Origin of the sequence: Staphylococcus sp. HMSC068G11 (assembly GCF_001815825.1) — a bacterium.
GTDB classification, from domain to species: Bacteria; Bacillota; Bacilli; order Staphylococcales; family Staphylococcaceae; genus Staphylococcus; species Staphylococcus epidermidis.
In genome coordinates this window covers 1-16,776 of the sequence record NZ_KV822098.1, presented here as the reverse complement: position 1 = coordinate 16,776, position 16,776 = coordinate 1, and the positions used below count along the sequence as shown (strand labels likewise).

General features: G+C 30.8%; 15 protein-coding genes. 4 read left to right on the top strand and 11 right to left on the bottom strand.

Features of this window, described 5'->3' with window-relative positions; translation table 11 throughout:
• Positions 1–802 precede the first annotated feature (802 nt).
• Together HMPREF3058_RS08325 and HMPREF3058_RS08320 are read left to right on the top strand one after the other, a co-directional pair.
• The gene (locus HMPREF3058_RS08325) at positions 803–1,567 is read left to right on the top strand and encodes an HAD-IIB family hydrolase (RefSeq protein ID WP_002491340.1); all 765 of its coding nucleotides are present in this window, start codon (positions 803–805) and stop codon (positions 1,565–1,567) included.
• A gap of 64 nt (positions 1,568–1,631) precedes the next feature.
• Positions 1,632–2,642, top strand: a complete 1,011-nt coding sequence (locus HMPREF3058_RS08320) for a siderophore ABC transporter substrate-binding protein (RefSeq protein WP_002491348.1) — start codon at positions 1,632–1,634, stop codon at positions 2,640–2,642.
• Positions 2,643–2,771: 129 nt separating this feature from the next.
• Here HMPREF3058_RS08320 and HMPREF3058_RS08315 read toward each other — a convergent pair whose 3' ends face one another.
• The 5 genes from HMPREF3058_RS08315 to HMPREF3058_RS08295 form a co-directional block, all read right to left on the bottom strand.
• Positions 2,772–3,467, bottom strand: a complete 696-nt coding sequence (locus HMPREF3058_RS08315; RefSeq protein ID WP_002491351.1) for an ABC transporter ATP-binding protein — start codon at positions 3,465–3,467, stop codon at positions 2,772–2,774.
• Between the two features lie 2 nt (positions 3,468–3,469).
• On the bottom strand, positions 3,470–4,246 hold the full coding sequence (locus tag HMPREF3058_RS08310) for an ATP-binding cassette domain-containing protein (RefSeq protein ID WP_002491353.1): 777 nt from the start codon (positions 4,244–4,246) through the stop codon (positions 3,470–3,472).
• On the bottom strand, positions 4,209–5,063 hold the full coding sequence (gene nikC / locus HMPREF3058_RS08305; protein ID WP_002487215.1) for a nickel transporter permease: 855 nt from the start codon (positions 5,061–5,063) through the stop codon (positions 4,209–4,211). Before nikC ends, HMPREF3058_RS08310 begins: the two co-directional genes overlap by 38 nt.
• Entirely contained in the window at positions 5,053–6,054 is a 1,002-nt protein-coding gene (gene nikB, locus HMPREF3058_RS08300) for a nickel ABC transporter permease (protein ID WP_002502090.1), read from the bottom strand. The genes nikC and nikB overlap by 11 nt, the downstream gene beginning before the upstream one ends.
• 179 nt (positions 6,055–6,233) lie before the next feature.
• Positions 6,234–6,572, bottom strand: coding sequence for a hypothetical protein (locus HMPREF3058_RS08295; protein WP_002446396.1), 339 nt, complete (start codon positions 6,570–6,572; stop codon positions 6,234–6,236).
• A 247-nt stretch (positions 6,573–6,819) separates the two neighbouring features.
• On the opposite strand from HMPREF3058_RS08295, the gene pepF reads away from it, so the two are divergent.
• Positions 6,820–8,631, top strand: a complete 1,812-nt coding sequence (pepF, locus tag HMPREF3058_RS08290; protein ID WP_002491319.1) for an oligoendopeptidase F — start codon at positions 6,820–6,822, stop codon at positions 8,629–8,631.
• Positions 8,632–8,723: 92 nt separating this feature from the next.
• Here the strand turns inward: pepF and phoU are convergent, their stop codons facing one another.
• The 6 genes from phoU to cvfB form a co-directional block, all read right to left on the bottom strand.
• Positions 8,724–9,371, bottom strand: a complete 648-nt coding sequence (phoU, locus tag HMPREF3058_RS08285) for a phosphate signaling complex protein PhoU (RefSeq protein ID WP_002446398.1) — start codon at positions 9,369–9,371, stop codon at positions 8,724–8,726.
• Positions 9,372–9,377: 6 nt separating this feature from the next.
• Positions 9,378–10,253, bottom strand: a complete 876-nt coding sequence (gene pstB, locus HMPREF3058_RS08280; RefSeq protein WP_002446399.1) for a phosphate ABC transporter ATP-binding protein PstB — start codon at positions 10,251–10,253, stop codon at positions 9,378–9,380.
• A gap of 87 nt (positions 10,254–10,340) precedes the next feature.
• Entirely contained in the window at positions 10,341–11,246 is a 906-nt protein-coding gene (pstA, locus tag HMPREF3058_RS08275; protein WP_002491318.1) for a phosphate ABC transporter permease PstA, read from the bottom strand.
• Position 11,247: 1 nt separating this feature from the next.
• On the bottom strand, positions 11,248–12,174 hold the full coding sequence (gene pstC, locus HMPREF3058_RS08270) for a phosphate ABC transporter permease subunit PstC (RefSeq protein ID WP_001830936.1): 927 nt from the start codon (positions 12,172–12,174) through the stop codon (positions 11,248–11,250).
• A gap of 206 nt (positions 12,175–12,380) precedes the next feature.
• Positions 12,381–13,358 (bottom strand): PstS family phosphate ABC transporter substrate-binding protein, encoded by a 978-nt coding sequence (locus HMPREF3058_RS08265; protein ID WP_002446401.1) that lies wholly within the window; start codon positions 13,356–13,358, stop codon positions 12,381–12,383.
• Positions 13,359–13,975: 617 nt separating this feature from the next.
• Positions 13,976–14,872: an RNA-binding virulence regulatory protein CvfB gene (cvfB, locus tag HMPREF3058_RS08260; RefSeq protein ID WP_002489980.1), complete on the bottom strand. Its 897-nt coding sequence runs from the start codon at positions 14,870–14,872 to the stop codon at positions 13,976–13,978.
• Positions 14,873–15,082: 210 nt separating this feature from the next.
• On the opposite strand from cvfB, the gene HMPREF3058_RS08255 reads away from it, so the two are divergent.
• Entirely contained in the window at positions 15,083–16,690 is a 1,608-nt protein-coding gene (locus tag HMPREF3058_RS08255) for an ABC-F family ATP-binding cassette domain-containing protein (protein WP_002491343.1), read from the top strand.
• The last annotated feature ends 86 nt before the right edge of the window (positions 16,691–16,776 follow it).

Below are 16,776 nucleotides of genomic sequence, written 5' to 3'. Positions count from 1 at the left end.
ATTTTAAATGTAGTTCTATTAGTAGAAAGAGAAGAATATAAAAATGTTATGTAAACTAAAGCTATAATTATACTACTATTTAATAATAATATTTATAATTCCCTTATATTATAATTTGTAGTTGTGAATTTGGGTGTTGTAACAAAAGATTTTTGGTGATTTACCTATATATATAAATGAATATTCATGATTATAGCAAGTATATTGCTAAGTAGTTGTAACGTATATATATAATTTATTATCATACTACTTAATTGCATTCAAACGTGATAAATTAACAACGTAATGCTATTGTGTATTACGTTGTTAATTATTAATGATGTTATTTAAAGAAACATTTCTTGTAAATGCAAAGAAATAAATATTTAAGTCTTTAATGAATAAATAACTCTTGATCAATACAATAACTTTTAACACATGTAAAAACTGCCAAATAAAAAAATATATAGTATATATAACAACATAAATGAAGTATATGTTCATCTATATGGCTAAGAATCTTAATTTTTTTATTTTAGTTTACATAATATATATTATAGGAAGTTGTGTGTACCACCATAAAAGCCCCTCACTCAATTTACTGGTATATCTAAATGACATCTATATTTATTATCTAATAAAGTTTCCTCTTATTTGCTTTTTTAGCTGAGATTATTATAGAAATCTATACTTGTTAATCTATAGAGACTAACAAGTTGGAATGCCATGTTTCAAGTTTATACAATTTAAATCAAAATATTTAAATTTGAGTTAATACTCATATGCTATAATTAAATCATTCTAATTTTTGGAGTGACTAATAATGAATTTTATTTTTGATATTGATGGTACGATTTGTTTTGATGGATGTTCTATTGATCCATCTATTAAGCAAAGACTTTTCAAGCTACGTCAAGCTAATCACAATGTAATGTTTGCTTCAGCACGTCCCATTAGAGACTTGCTTCCAGTCATTCCTGAATTTGCGGATGATACCTTGATTGGTGGTAATGGCTCAATTATATCTAAAAATGGACAAATCGAAATTGTTTCGGTAATCAATGAGCATGATATTAGTCTAATTAAAAAGCTTATAAAGAAATATCAATTATCATACATCATTGATGGTAAATTTAATTATGCTTCAAATTTGGATACTAATAATGAACTGTATCAACGTATTGATCCTGATGGTAAAGCACAATCTCTAGATATGGATGATATTCGAAATCCTATAAAAGCAATTCTATTAAATATAGATAACAAAGTTTTTGACATGATTGCTCATCAATTAGTAAATCAGTCTCACGGTATTGAATTAATTCGTCATTACAGTGAGTCCTATATTGATGTAACGGCACGTGGCGTTGATAAGTATACTACTATTCAATATGTTTTAGGAACTAATAGTGATTATATCGCTTTTGGTAATGATCACAATGATGTTCATATGCTTGAACATGCGAGCCAAGGTTATTTTGTGACTAATCAATTTATAGAACACACATCATTTTTTAAAAATAAAAATATTACAGTTATTGATGATACAATACATGCAATATGTGAAGTTTTAGATAAATATTTATAATTAACAATCTTCTTATTGAAAATGATTATCAATATCGATTATAATCATTGATAGGAGGATTACTATGAAAAAATTATTAACATTAATATCTATTATTCTTTATGCAATAGCATTAACAGCATGCGGAAATGATAAATCAGGTAATAGTTATGATTCAAAAAAAACAGTGACTATTAAAAATACATATGAATTTAAGGACAAGAATAATACACATCATCGTGGTGAAACGAAAACTGACACTGTTAAGGTGCCTTATAATCCCCATCGTGTAGCGGTTCTTGATTATGGTGCACTAGATGTAATGAAACAATTAGGATTACAAAATAAGATTGTTTCAATTGCAAAAGGTCAAGGAAATGCATTCTTACCTTCCTCTTTAGCTGAATTTAAAGATGATAAATATTCTAATTTAGGTAATCCAGGTCGACCAAATTTTGATCAATTAGCTAAATCTAAACCTGAGCTTATTCTAGCATCTTTTAGACAAGCCCATACAAAGACAATTGACGAAATGAAAAAAGCGGCACCTAATGCTAAAATTCTATTCGTAAGTCCAGACCATGATCATTATTTAAGTTCAATTAAATCTCATACATCAACGATTGGTAAAATATTCAATAAAGAGAATGAAGCCAATGATTTAAATAAAAAATTAGAACAACAAGTATCTGAAACTAAGAAAAGTATTAATCATGACTCAGTATTATTCCTAGTTGTTGATGATAAAGGGATAAAAGCATTTAGTTCAAATGGACGCTTTGGAGGATTTTTAAACAAAGATTTGGGCATTAAACATGTTGATAAAAACATGAAAGATAATTCAGCTGGAAATAATATTAATTATGAATATCTTAACAAAGTTAACCCTGATAAAATATTTGTAATAGATCGAACGAAGAATGGCACTGATAATAAGAAACCAAGCATCTTACAAAATAAAGTTATTGAAAATGTAAAAGCTATAAAAAATCATCAAGTTTATCAATTTGAATCCAATGCATGGTATTTTGGTGAAGGTGGCAATCAATTAACGATTGAACAACTCAAGAGAATTAAAGATGCATTCCAAAAGTAAAATAATTATATAGCGGTAAAATTTACTCCGATAATTAACTAATAAACCCCAAAAGTTAGATTTTGATTCCAACTTTTGGGGTTTATTATGTGAATAAAAATATCTTAATCATTTAAATGACTATATTCATTATTCATATGTTTGAATTAATAGTTTTGTATATGCATGTCTTTGATGGTTAAATAAATCTTTACTTTTAAATTCATCTACTATTTGACCGTCTTTGATAACTATTATCCTATTCGTTAACCTTTGTAAAACAGATAAATCATGCGAGATGACAATTAATGTTTTATTTTCAATGTTTTTTTCATTAAGTAAAATATTGATTACATTTTGTTCGGCCATGACGTCTAAGTTCGAAGTTATTTCATCACAAACTAATATATCTGGTTGTGCTAAGAGAGAACGAATAATATTTAATCTTTGTAGTTGCCCACCACTTACCTCTTGAGGAAACTTTGTTATTAGATCTGTAGACAAATTAAATTCAATTAAATAGTTAAGAATGATATTTTTGATATTTTGTGGTTTTAATTGTCGATAAAATAAAAGTGGCTCTCTCAATGACTGTTCAATCGTGAATTGACGATCAAAACTTTCTGTCGCATGCTGAAAAATAGGAAGAACCTTAGAAGAATTGATAATTATTTTACCTTTTGTTGGCTTTAATTGACCTAATATTAAAGAACCAATGGTACTTTTTCCAGCACCGCTTTCTCCTAAAATCCCTGTTTTTTCTCCACGTTGAATACTTATATTAATATCTTTTAAAACAGGCTGTTTTCGATGATATGAATAATCTACATGATCAAATTGAATCATAATTAGATATTATCCTCCTTTTGCAGCTTGCTTCTATAGCTTAATAATTGTTCTGTATACCGATGAAGATGTTGGTGATTAAATAATTTGCCTATTTCTCCAGATTCAATCATCATGCCATTTTTCATTACATTAAAATAATCAGCATATTTGAGGACATGATTCATGTTATGAGTGATGAGTAATACAGTATTATGATGATCTTTAACAATATGTTGAAGGAGTTGCATTATTTGATGACCGTTCACTACATCTAAAGATGCAACAGGTTCATCTGCAATAATTAATTCTGGATCTAACATTAAAACGCTAGCAATATTAACTCGCTCTAATTGTCCCCCTGAAAGTTGGAAACTATATTTATTAATGATTGATTCATCATTTAAGTTAACCCAAGTTAAAGCTTTTTTTATCTTTTTCAATGCATTATCCTTAGAAACATTAAAATGATAACGATAGATAGCTATAAGTTGTTTATCTAACCGAGTATATTCATTAAAACTTTGAGCATAATTTTGAGAGATATAGCCGATATGTTTACCTAAAAGTTGCTTGATACCAGAAGTATTTTGACCTTGCATTTTAAATTCATCGAAACTCATATGTAACTGAGTAGGTAAATGATTTAATATTGCTTTAACAGTCAAACTTTTTCCAGCACCACTTTCACCTATAATGACATTTAGAGATTGATGATATATATTTAAGTCGACATTTTTAATAATTGCTTGCCCTTCTTTATCACTGATGTTTAGATTTTTTATTGTTAAAAGTTTCAACTTGTACACCTCTTTGTTCTAATAAACGATCTCTTACTGCATCACCAGTTAAATTAAATATCAATATTGTACCTGATATCAAAGATGCTGGAGCGATAATCATGATAGGATGTGAAGTAATAAATTCACGCCCTGCTTGTAACATTGCTCCCCACTCTGGAGATGGTGGTTGTGCACCTAAACCTAAAAATGATAATGAACTAATGTATAAAATGATTTTTCCAAAATCAACTATCATAATAACAAATATAGATGGTAAAACTTTTGGTAATAAGTGTTTAAATAAGATATTCAAAGTTGAGACATTAAAAAATTGTGCCATCTGTATATACGATTGATTCATTTCGGTATTGACAATCCCTCTTGTCACGCGAGTATAATTCATCCATTTTATGATTGTAATAGCTATTACCAAATTCCAAAGACTAGGATGAAAAAAACTTGCTAAGGCAATCATAATAACGAATTCTGGTATGCTTAATCCTATATCAATAATTCGCATGATAATCGTATCAACCCAACCTTTTTTATAGCCTGCAAGTAACCCTAAAGGTACTCCAACCACAACAGTGAACAGTAAAGTAAGTAGTGTAACAAACAATGTTGCGCGAGAGCCCACGACTAAACGACTGAATAAATCACGTCCGTAATCATCTGTGCCAAGTAAATGATTCATACTTATAGGTTCAAATGAGTTTGACAAATGTACCTGATACGCAGCTTTATCATTGACTATAAATTGCAATACAATAAGACATATAATATAGACCGTAAAAATGATAAATATAGTGTTTTTCTTTGGCGACTTAAACTTCATCGTTACGACCTTCTTTTTTATATGAATTTAACCATTTAAACTTTAATGTTTCTTTTTGAGTAATAGTATAACGTTGTTTAGGATCGATGAGTAATGAAAGTAAATCTGCAATTGTGTTTATAATCACAACAAAGAAACCAATAAATAATACACAACCTTGAATGACTGGATAATCTCTCGACTTTATACTATCAACTAAAAAATAGCCTAACCCAGGAATATCAAATAAATTTTCAATAACTACTGTGCCACCTATCAAACTCCCAATGGATAAACCTAATAGAGGTATGATTGGCAGTATCGTAGGTTTAAGGATATCTTGAAAAAGTATATATCTTTCGGGCATACCTCTGAGACGAGACGATTCAACTATAGGTGTTTGATATTGATCTAATAAAGTAGAACGAATAAATCGAATATAATAAGCACACATTCCAATACTCATGGTAATTATTGGTAAAATATACGAAGCGAAACGCCCCTCATCTGACGTTGGCAAAACATTCAATTTTAAGCTAAATATATATAATAAAATAAGACCAATAAAAAATGATGGTAGGCTTACGGATAATGATGTCATAACACGAATTATCCTATCCCAAATTTTATGATAGTAAATCGCTGCTATAATCCCTAATGGTATAGAAATAACTAACGACATTATAAGCGTACCAAAAGTAATTATAAGTGTAGGACCAAGATAATTTGCTATTTCTCTGATTACAGGCTCATTTGTTTGATAACTTGTTCCTAAATCAAAATGAAACAATTGATTTAACCAGTGCAACCATTGAATAAAAATAGAATCATTTAAGCCAAGCTTATTCTTTGTTGTTTCTATTTGCTCATGAGATACATGTGAAATATCAAGATGTAATATTTTGTCTACAGGATTACCTGGAGAGAGTTTCATTAATATAAATGTGATTGTAGTTAATATAAATAGTACGACAATCATTTGTGAAAGTTTATAAATTATCATTTTAAACATATGTTAGCATCCTTTCACTTTCAACGAATGGGAAAAATATTAAATAATAAATTTCATTAAATTGTTTTCGTCAACATCTATTATAGTATGACTTTTTTTAATTAATAATAAAAGAGATAAAAAAAGAAATAAAAAAACAACTTTGCTTAAGATAAGATGATAGCAAAGTTGAAAAGTTGTTATTTATGATGACGACGAAGTGACTCTTCATCATCATATTTGCGAATCTCTTTTTCCAATTTTATTTTTCTACGATTTTTTCTCCAATTTCTAGAGAAATACCAAATAAGAAAGCTTATAATTAAGCTCATTATGCCTAAGAATCCTGCATATCCAAGCAGTGGTTGATACGAAATGCTTTGAAAATTTGGTATAAAAAAGGCAAGTACTGCTAAAACTACAAAAGTAATGATTGCAGATTGAAACCATTTATTTAATACAAGTGTGTAAAATACAGTTAATAAAATCATACCAAGAATGGTAATCCACAAATAGTTTGGCATATCAAATATTGTCATTGCACGTGCTCCTATAAGTAAAGTTTACTTACTATTATACAACTTATTAATATAATATCATTCAGACTTAAGAAGTAATCATTTTTTAACATTATTTATTTAACAAGATTATGTTAATACTTATAACATGATTATAATAATTATAACATTACTAAATGTTACATAACATCTGTTTAGGCGTCCTTTGTGAGATTGTTATTGAATTTTAGTATAATGTCATTAAATGATTTATAAAGGAGTGTCAAAAATGAGTGAAGGTTTACCTTTGAGAGAAGAGATTCCGGTAAGAGAAACTTGGGATTTGAAAGATTTATTTACAAGTGATCAAGCATTCTATCAAACATTGGAACAAGTAGTACAAATGTCTTTAGATTTTAATCATACATATTATAAAAAACTTAATAACATAGAAACAATAGAAAAGGCATTAGATGAATATGAAAGGATACTTATAGAAATAGATCGTTTATATAATTATCCAGAACTTAGATTAAGCGTTGATACGTCTAATGAAGAAGCACAAAAAGTTAACGCAAAACTTAATACGACTTCTGGAAAAATTGCTAGTTTATTATCTTTTGTAGATTCCGAAATTTTGGAGTTATCTGATGAGATAATAAGTGAATTAAGGTCTCAAACCCAATACCCACATTTTATTAAACAACTTCAAGATCGTAAGCCATATCAATTATCTGCTGATGTTGAAAAAGTATTAGCTACATTAACACCAACATTGAGAAGTCCGTTTGAATTATACGGTACTACAAAAAGTTTGGATATTAATTTTGAATCGTTTGATTATGAGGGTGTTACCTATCCATTGGATTATGCAACTTTTGAAAATGAATACGAAGATCATCCATCTCCTGAATTTAGACGTAAAAGTTTTAGAGCTTTTAGCGATGCATTAAGACAATATCAACATACGACGGCTGCAACATATAATATGCAAGTCCAACAAGAAAAGATTGAAGCGGATTTACGAGGATATGATTCTGTTATTGATTATCTTCTACAAGATCAAGAAGTAACAAAAGATATGTTCGATAGACAAATTGATGTCATTATGAGTGATTTAGCCCCAGTTATGCAAAAGTATGCAGAGATTATTCAACGTGTACATAACCTAGATAAAATGCGATTTGAGGATTTAAAAATTTCAATAGACCCTAACTTTGAACCAGAAATATCAATTGAAGAATCGAAAAAATACATTTATGGAGCGCTCAATGTACTTGGTGATGATTATGTGAAAATGTTAAAGTCTGCCTATGATTACCGCTGGATTGATTTTGCTCAGAATAAAGGAAAAGATACTGGAGCATATTGTGCAAGTCCATACGTTACACATTCATATGTGTTTATTTCATGGACTGGGAAAATGGCTGAAACATTCGTTCTTGCACATGAATTAGGACATGCAGGTCATTTTACATTAGCGCAGAAACATCAAAATTTGCTGGAATCTGAAGCGTCTATGTACTTTGTAGAAGCACCTTCCACAATGAATGAAATGTTGATGGCAAATTATTTATTTAATAGTAGTAATGATCCTCGATTTAAACGTTGGGTTATTGGTTCGATTTTATCTCGAACTTATTATCACAATATGGTTACTCACCTTTTAGAAGCAGCGTATCAACGTGAAGTGTACCGCCGCGTCGACAATGGAGAATCATTAACTGCCCCACTTCTAAATGAAATAATGTTGAACACATATAAAGCATTTTTCGGTGACACTGTTGAAATGACTGATGGGGTTGAATTAACATGGATGAGACAACCACATTACTATATGGGATTGTACTCATATACTTACTCTGCTGGATTGACAATAGGTACAGTTGTATCACAATGTATCAAGAATGAAGGTCAACCGGCTGTTGATCGTTGGTTAAAAACACTACAAGCTGGTGGTAGTCAATCTCCAATTGAATTGGCGCAAATAGCTGGCGTCGATATTACGACTGACGCCCCTTTAAAAGAGACAATTAACTATATTTCAAATTTAGTAGATGAATTAGAAGTATTAACATATCAAATAGAAGAAAATTCATAAAGGTTAAAGCAAAATATCAAACCCCACCTGAAACTGTGGCATAGAATTCAGGTGGGGTTGCTCATTATAGAAATACAATAGGATTTGATAATTTAATCAAAAGTTTCAAAATGTTGACCTGTTAAATAATAATAAACACTTTCAGCAATATTGCTTATATGATCACCTATTCGTTCTAAGTGTCTAGCCGCTAAGTGTGCTTGACCAGCTACGAATGGGTCATTATCGATTAAGTAACTGGTATTGACGATGTTAACGTATAAATCATCAATATCTTCATCTCTTTCAATGACTTCTTTTATCAGTGGTAAATCTTTGTTTCTAATAGCGTTATTCAAATCTTCTAACATGAGCATCGCTAATTTACCCATGGTTTTTAAACGTGTAAACACATAGTTATCATTTATTTTAACTCTTAAACGTATATGAGCAATACTAGCTGCATTATCTCCCATTCGTTCAAAATCTGTAGAGATTTTGAGTGCTGCCATCATCATACGTAAATCTGTGGCAATAGGTTGTTGTCTAGTAATTAGCATGATTACCTTCTCGTTAATTTCATGATCTAAATGGTTAATTTCCTTGTCTTTCTCAATGGTTTGTCTTGCGAATGATTTCTTTTCTTCCCCTAAAGACACTAGTGCATTGTTAATATTAAAATATACACGAAGACCAAGACGCCGTAAATCTTTAATTAATCCATCTAGCTGACCTTCATATTTTTGTCTAATAATTGCCATTGCATCTTATCCAAAACGACCAGATATATAATCTTCAGTTTGTTTGTCTGCAGGATTTGAAAAGATTTTATCAGTATCATCATATTCATTGACATATCCATTTAAGAAGAAAGCAGTTTTATCTGAAACACGCGCAGCTTGTTGCATGTTGTGTGTAACCATAATAATTGAGTAATTTTCTTTTAATTCTTGTACAAGTTCTTCAACTCTTAATGTAGAAATAGGATCTAATGCTGACGTAGGTTCATCCATTAAAATGACATCTGGTTCAATTGCTAAACATCTAGCTATACAAACACGTTGTTGTTGTCCACCTGATAATCCATAAGCATTTGTATGCAATCTATCTTTTAATTCATCCCATATTGCAGCGCCACGTAATGATTTTTCTACGATTTCATCTAGAATTTTTTTGTTTTTAATACCGTGAGTCTTAGGACCATAAGTAATATTATCATAAATTGATTTAGGGAATGGGTTAGGTTGTTGAAAAACCATTCCAACGTTAGTACGTAGCTTCTCTTTAGAATACTTTGCATCAAATATATTTTGGTCACGATACAAAATTTTGCCTGCAGTTTTCACAGATGGAACTAATTCGACCATTCTATTTAAAGCTTTGATGTATGTAGATTTACCACATCCAGATGGTCCGATTATTGCAGTCACATTATTTTCCAATATATCTAAATTAATGTTTTGTAAAGCATGATTTTCTCCATACCATAAATCTAGATTTTGAGTTGAATAAACAATCTTCTTTTCACTGTCTGGAATTGTATATTTCTTATTGTTTTCAGTAGTAACTATTGTGGCAACTGAGTCTTGATTATTTGTTTGTGCGTCTAATTTCTCTTTGTCTGCTACTTGTGAATTAACCATAATTAAAAACTCCTTTATATCTTGAGACCTAGATGATATAGGTCAATAACGTTTATTTATAAAAATGCATTTCCCTTATAAGTTCGATTAGAATTTTTTACTAAATTTATTACGTAGAAGTATCGCTATAGCGTTCATCAATAATAAGATAACGAGTAGAACGATAATGCCTGCTGATGCAACGTTTTGGAATTCTGCTTGAGGCATTTTTGCCCATGTATAAATTTGAGTTGGTAACGCAGAGAATTGGTCGAGTAATCCGCTTGGTGTTGCTAAAAGTATCGTTGGTATACCTATCATTACAAGTGGTGCTGTTTCTCCTAATGCGCGTGATAAAGATAAAATGAAACCTGTTAAAATACCAGGTAATGCTGCCGGTAAAACAACTCTTCTAATTGTTTGCCATTTATTAGCACCAAGACCATATGATGCTTCTCTGACTGAACTAGGAACTGCTCTGATAGCTTCTTGACTAGCAACGATAATAACAGGCAAGATTAGTAGTGACATTGTAAGAGCAGCTGCTAACACGCTATTACCTAAACCTGCCGCGCCCACAAACAATGTATAACCTAGTAAACCGAACACAATTGAAGGAACACCAGCTAAATTAGATATACTCACTTTTACGATTTGTGTGAAAATATTGTCTCTTGCGTATTCTTCTAAATAAATGGCTGTACCTATTCCTAAAATGATGCTAATTGGAATAATACTTAAGATTAACCAAATGGAACCTACTAATGCCCCTTTAATACCAGCATCTGCTGGTGTTGAAGATGAAAAATTAGTGAAAAATTCGAGAGTTAGATGTCCCGCCCCTTTAACGAAGGTTTGAATTAATAGTGCTACTAAAACAATGAGCCCTATTAATGTACATAATAAAAATAACCATTTGTTTACCGAGTTTTTCTTATCACGAGAAGAAATATTTTTTTCTACGGCATCTTTATCAATCAATGTTTTATTGTCAGTATTTGAATTTGTAGACATATTAATACTCCTCTCTGAATCGTTTAGAGATCCATTGTGATAATAAATTCATAATTAAAGTGAAAATGAAAAGTGTAAATCCTACAGCGTAAATACTATAGTAAATATCAGAACCAAATGCTGCATCACCTGTAGCAATTTCAACAATATATCCTGTCATCGTTTGAATTGAACTTGTTAAACTTAGAGATGATGTTGGTGAACTACCAGCAGCTAAAGAAACGATCATTGTTTCCCCTATTGCTCTTGATATACCTAATACAATTGAAGCAACAACGCCTGATGTCGCCGCCGGTAATACAACTTTTGTAGCGACTTCAAATTTAGTTGCGCCTAATCCAAATGCACCTTCACGAATTTTATCAGGTACAGATGACATCGCATCTTCACTCATACTTGTAATCATAGGGACGATCATTATACCCACAACAATACCAGGACTGATTGAATTAAACTCTCCTAAGTTAGGAATTAGATTCCTTAATATAGGTGTAACAAATGTTAAAGCAAAGAAACCAAATACAATTGTAGGAATCCCAGCCAAAATTTCTAATATTGGTTTAATGATTCTACGTGAACGATCAGATGCATATTCATTAAGGTAAATAGCTGCACCTAAACCAATTGGAACTGCCACGATTGTAGCAATAACAGTAATTTTCAATGTGCCAATGATGAGTGCCCAAATTCCAAATTCTGGCGATGAACCAGTTGGGTTCCAGGTACCAGATAAAAAGAATTTAGATAATGGTACTCGTGTGAAGAACGTAATCGTCTCAGTTAAAAGTGTAAATAAAATAGCAATTGTAGTTAATATAGATATAGCTGAAATAATAGCTAAAATAATTGGGACAATTTTATCACTTAGTCCGCCCTTTTTAGCATTATTCTTAGCTATCATTTCTCTCACCTTTGTTTGTGAAGCCATGTAAAACCCTCTCTCTTATCTCCCAAAATAATTTAAAAAAAGAGTGGGAATTGCTTTTATGAGAAAATGAGTTTATTCATATTTATTAGAATATTTACTCATTATCTGCAAAGCTGAAAAGGGTTCGACAAAGTGGCACATTGACCACTTTGCCTGATACCCTTTCAAAAATTCCCAACCCTAGGTGTTTATTACCTTAGTATTCATTATTTATCTTCTGATTTTTTGTCGTCTTTCTTATCAGACTTTTGATGTTTATCTAAAAAATCTTTTAAGTCATCTAATTGAGATTTATAAGTTTTCTTAGGTGAAGCTACATAACCAGCGTCTTCAGCTGCTTGACCTTCATCTTCAAGTACAAATTTCATGAATTCTGACATTACTTTATTGTCTTTTAATGATTTGTCTTTAGCATAGATAAATAATGGTCTGCTTAGTGCGTATGAACCGTTTTGAATTGTTTTCTTAGTTGGTTCTGTAACTTTGCCATTGTCATCTTTGATTTTAACTTCTTTTAATTTATCTTTATTTTGTTCGTAGAAATTATAACCGAAGTAACCGATACCTTCTTTGTTTTTAGTTACTGAAGATACAATCGCGTTAGTATCAGCATTCTTCTCAGCTTTGATATCTTGTTTATCCATAACTTCTTCTTCAAAGAAGTCGTAAGTACCATGACTTGAGTTAGGTGAAACAGCATTGATTTTTTTATCTGGCCAACTAGAGTTAACGTCTTTCCATGTTTTAGCTTTTCCAGAGTAAATATCTTTTAATTGTGATTTAGTTAATTCTTTAACAAAGTCGTTATCTTTATTAACTGCAATTGTTACACCATCTTGTGCAATTTTGAATTCGTGATATTTAATCCCTTTATCTTCTAATTTTTTCTTTTCTTCGTCTTTAATAGGTCTTGAAGCGTCTGAGAAATCAGTTTCGCCAGCAATGAATTTTTGGAAACCAGCACCTGTACCAGCTTGACCTGAAGAAATTTTAGCGTCTTTATGATCTTTAGCCCATTTTTCGTTTAATTTTTCAACGATAGGAGCTACTGTAGACGATCCTTCACCTTTAGCAGAACCTTTAAGATCTTTGCCGTCTCCTGAACCTCCATCATTTCCGCCACAAGCGCCAAGTAAAACCGAAGCACCTAATACAGTAGTACCGACTAATTGCCACTTTTTCATTGAAACATCCTCCTAATGTAAATAACCTATAATGGTATATGTATTTCTTACAGTTCTCATGTTACATATCTTTTATTAAATCAAAATAGAGTTATTGTAAATTTTTTGTTAAGAATGAGATTTGAATTAATGTAACGTGTATTAAAATTTAATTTGCTAACATAGTTTTAAAAAGAATAAAAATACTTGATTGAATGAATAGATGAGACATTGGGGATTATTATAGTGGAGAGAGAATTTTAATAAATTGTATCTAATCTGGTCCTTTAAGGTCATATTATTTCTTTAATTAATTACGTTAACGAAATGATTTAGTTCTTTAAATGAAGCACTTTAAAATATATATCATTTAGGATTTTAAAATAAGTGTTAAACGTAAAAAAACACTTGAGTTATCAGTTGATATCTCAAGTGTGTATAACGTATAGGTAATATTATGATTAAATTAATTAAAAGTACGCTATTATTAAATTTTTTATTGTCAGTCAAGTTTTCCAAAATATAGAATGCTATAAATACTGTAATTTAGAGCTTATTTTCATGATGAGATAACGAATTCAATAAGAATTACTTTCTATCTCTACATTAATTAAGTGTATTAATGGATTTCATCCTCTTTAATCATCGACACGGCTCCACCCTTTTTTAGTAAGAGTGATTTTTCCTGTTTCTATATTGATTATCTTTTTCTTATACAAATGTCCAATTGCACGTTTAAACGAGCCTTTACTCATATTAAAGACTTCTTTGATTGCATCAGGACTAGATTTATCCCAAAAAGGTAATTCACCATCATACTCAACAAGTAAATCAAATATGACCTGTCCATCATCATCAAGACGTTCATGAGCTAATGGTAAAAATGACCCATTTAATTCACCTTTTTCATTATGACCTATAATTCGGACCTCTACTTCTTCACCTAACCTTGGCTCATGTTTGCGTTCTGATTCGTGAACAAAAATTTTATAACCCTCATTACTTAATAAGAAGCTACCTACTCTGAGTAATCTATAAGCACGTGCAGAAATATATTCGTTTTGTTTACTATCGTCATTTACTGGCGTGAACATCGACTCAACAATCGTTTCACTAGCTAATCGTCCAAACATTTGATTCGTACTGTCTATTCTTAAAGTAACTAGCAAGTAGTCACCTGCTTGAGGCCAAAGTTCTTTAAGTTTCGGTAAATCTTCCCATGGAACTAAGACTTCACGAGGAAGTCCTACGTCGATATGTGCACCGTCTCTATCGGTTTTTATAACTTTAGCAAAATCATATTTATCTTTTGTAATATCAGGCATGTTTTGAGTCGCAAATAAATCGCCTGATCGGTTTGGATAAACGAAAAAACTATATTCCTCACCTATTTCAAAATCATCTTCATCAGCAACTTCTGACTGATTGAGTTTGACACTTTCGTCATTTGGCCCTTTAAGTAAATATGTTGACCCTTGTAATCCTACAACTTCTAAAAATTCTATTGAACCTACTATATCTTTATCTAATGCCATTCTATTCTCCTTAATCTATTATTCAATTTCATTTACTTTTTTCTATTTAAATAGTTAGATTTAACTTAATAAACTATATTCGTATCTATAAAATTCTTATTAATTATAACATGAGTTACTTATTCTATCATTAGCTTAATTGTCAGGTCGAAACTCTAATTATTATATGATATAATTTCTCCGTTAGAATAACCAAAAAGGAGCAGATGAATGTTACAAGTAACTGATGTAAGTTTACGTTTTGGTGATCGTAAACTATTTGAAGATGTAAATATAAAATTTACAGAGGGTAATTGTTATGGATTAATTGGTGCAAATGGTGCTGGAAAATCTACATTCTTAAAGATTTTATCAGGCGAAATTGATTCACAGACTGGTCATGTATCTCTAGGTAAAGACGAGCGTTTGGCTGTGTTAAAACAAGATCATTTTGCTTATGAAGATGAACGTGTTTTAGATGTTGTGATTAAAGGACACGAACGTTTGTATCAAGTGATGAAAGAGAAAGATGAAATTTATATGAAACCTGATTTCAACGATGAAGACGGTATTCGTGCTGCAGAACTTGAAGGAGAATTTGCAGAAATGAACGGTTGGAATGCTGAAGCTGATGCCGCTAATTTATTATCAGGATTAGGCATAGAACCTGACTTACATGATAAAAATATGTCTGAACTTGAAAATAATCAAAAAGTTAAGGTATTGTTAGCTCAAAGTTTATTTGGTGATCCTGACGTTCTTTTACTAGATGAGCCTACCAATGGTTTAGATATACCAGCAATAAGTTGGTTAGAAGACTTTTTAATTAATTTTGAAAATACTGTCATTGTCGTTTCGCATGACCGTCACTTCTTAAATAATGTTTGTACTCATATAGCTGATTTAGACTTTGGCAAAATTAAACTTTATGTTGGTAACTATGATTTCTGGTATCAATCAAGTCAATTAGCACAAAAAATGGCACAAGAACAAAATAAGAAAAAAGAAGAAAAAATGAAAGAGTTACAAGATTTCATCGCACGCTTCTCAGCAAATGCTTCTAAATCTAAACAGGCAACAAGTCGTAAGAAACAATTAGAAAAAATTGAATTAGACGATATCCAGCCATCATCTCGTAGATACCCTTACGTGAAATTTACCCCTGAACGTGAAATTGGAAATGATTTACTTACAGTAGAAAATCTTTCTAAAACAATTGACGGCGAAAAGGTACTAGACAATGTTTCATTCACTATGAATCCTAATGATAAAGCTATTTTAGTTGGTGATAGCGAAATTGTTAAAACAACATTGTTAAAAATTTTAGCTGGAGAAATGGAACCAGATGAAGGTACATTTAAATGGGGCGTAACGACATCTTTAAGTTACTTCCCTAAAGATAACTCTGAATTCTTTGATGATGTCGATATGAATCTAGTTGAATGGTTACGTCAATACGCACCAGAAGACGAACAAACTGAAACATTTTTACGTGGTTTCTTAGGACGCATGTTATTTAGTGGTGAGGAAGTTAAGAAAAAAGCAAGCGTGCTTTCAGGTGGAGAAAAAGTACGTTGCATGTTAAGTAAAATGATGCTATCAAGTGCTAATGTACTTTTACTTGACGAGCCAACAAACCATTTAGATTTGGAAAGTATCACTGCTGTAAATGATGGATTAAAATCATTTAAAGGTTCTATCATCTTCACTTCTTATGATTTTGAATTTATTAATACAATCGCAAATCGAGTGATTGACTTGAATCAAGCTGGTGCCCTTTCTAAAGAAGTACCTTATGAGGAATACTTACAAGAAATTGGCGTATTACAAAATAATTAATAATTGTTTTAACATTTATACAAGAGTCCGGGACATTTATCAAAGTCTCAGACTCTTTCCTACGATTAGTCAAGTACTTATAATTA

Coding starts and splice junctions, on each gene's coding strand:
- HMPREF3058_RS08315 (WP_002491351.1), bottom strand. CDS start 3,467: ATGATTCAATTTGATCATGTAGATTATTCATATCATCGAAAACAGCCT.
- HMPREF3058_RS08320 (WP_002491348.1), top strand. CDS start 1,632: ATGAAAAAATTATTAACATTAATATCTATTATTCTTTATGCAATAGCA.
- HMPREF3058_RS08295 (WP_002446396.1), bottom strand. CDS start 6,572: ATGACAATATTTGATATGCCAAACTATTTGTGGATTACCATTCTTGGT.
- pepF (WP_002491319.1), top strand. CDS start 6,820: ATGAGTGAAGGTTTACCTTTGAGAGAAGAGATTCCGGTAAGAGAAACT.
- HMPREF3058_RS08325 (WP_002491340.1), top strand. CDS start 803: ATGAATTTTATTTTTGATATTGATGGTACGATTTGTTTTGATGGATGT.
- cvfB (WP_002489980.1), bottom strand. CDS start 14,872: ATGGCATTAGATAAAGATATAGTAGGTTCAATAGAATTTTTAGAAGTT.
- HMPREF3058_RS08265 (WP_002446401.1), bottom strand. CDS start 13,358: ATGAAAAAGTGGCAATTAGTCGGTACTACTGTATTAGGTGCTTCGGTT.
- pstB (WP_002446399.1), bottom strand. CDS start 10,253: ATGGTTAATTCACAAGTAGCAGACAAAGAGAAATTAGACGCACAAACA.
- nikB (WP_002502090.1), bottom strand. CDS start 6,054: ATGTTTAAAATGATAATTTATAAACTTTCACAAATGATTGTCGTACTA.
- HMPREF3058_RS08255 (WP_002491343.1), top strand. CDS start 15,083: ATGTTACAAGTAACTGATGTAAGTTTACGTTTTGGTGATCGTAAACTA.
- phoU (WP_002446398.1), bottom strand. CDS start 9,371: ATGGCAATTATTAGACAAAAATATGAAGGTCAGCTAGATGGATTAATT.
- pstA (WP_002491318.1), bottom strand. CDS start 11,246: ATGTCTACAAATTCAAATACTGACAATAAAACATTGATTGATAAAGAT.
- pstC (WP_001830936.1), bottom strand. CDS start 12,174: ATGGCTTCACAAACAAAGGTGAGAGAAATGATAGCTAAGAATAATGCT.
- nikC (WP_002487215.1), bottom strand. CDS start 5,063: ATGAAGTTTAAGTCGCCAAAGAAAAACACTATATTTATCATTTTTACG.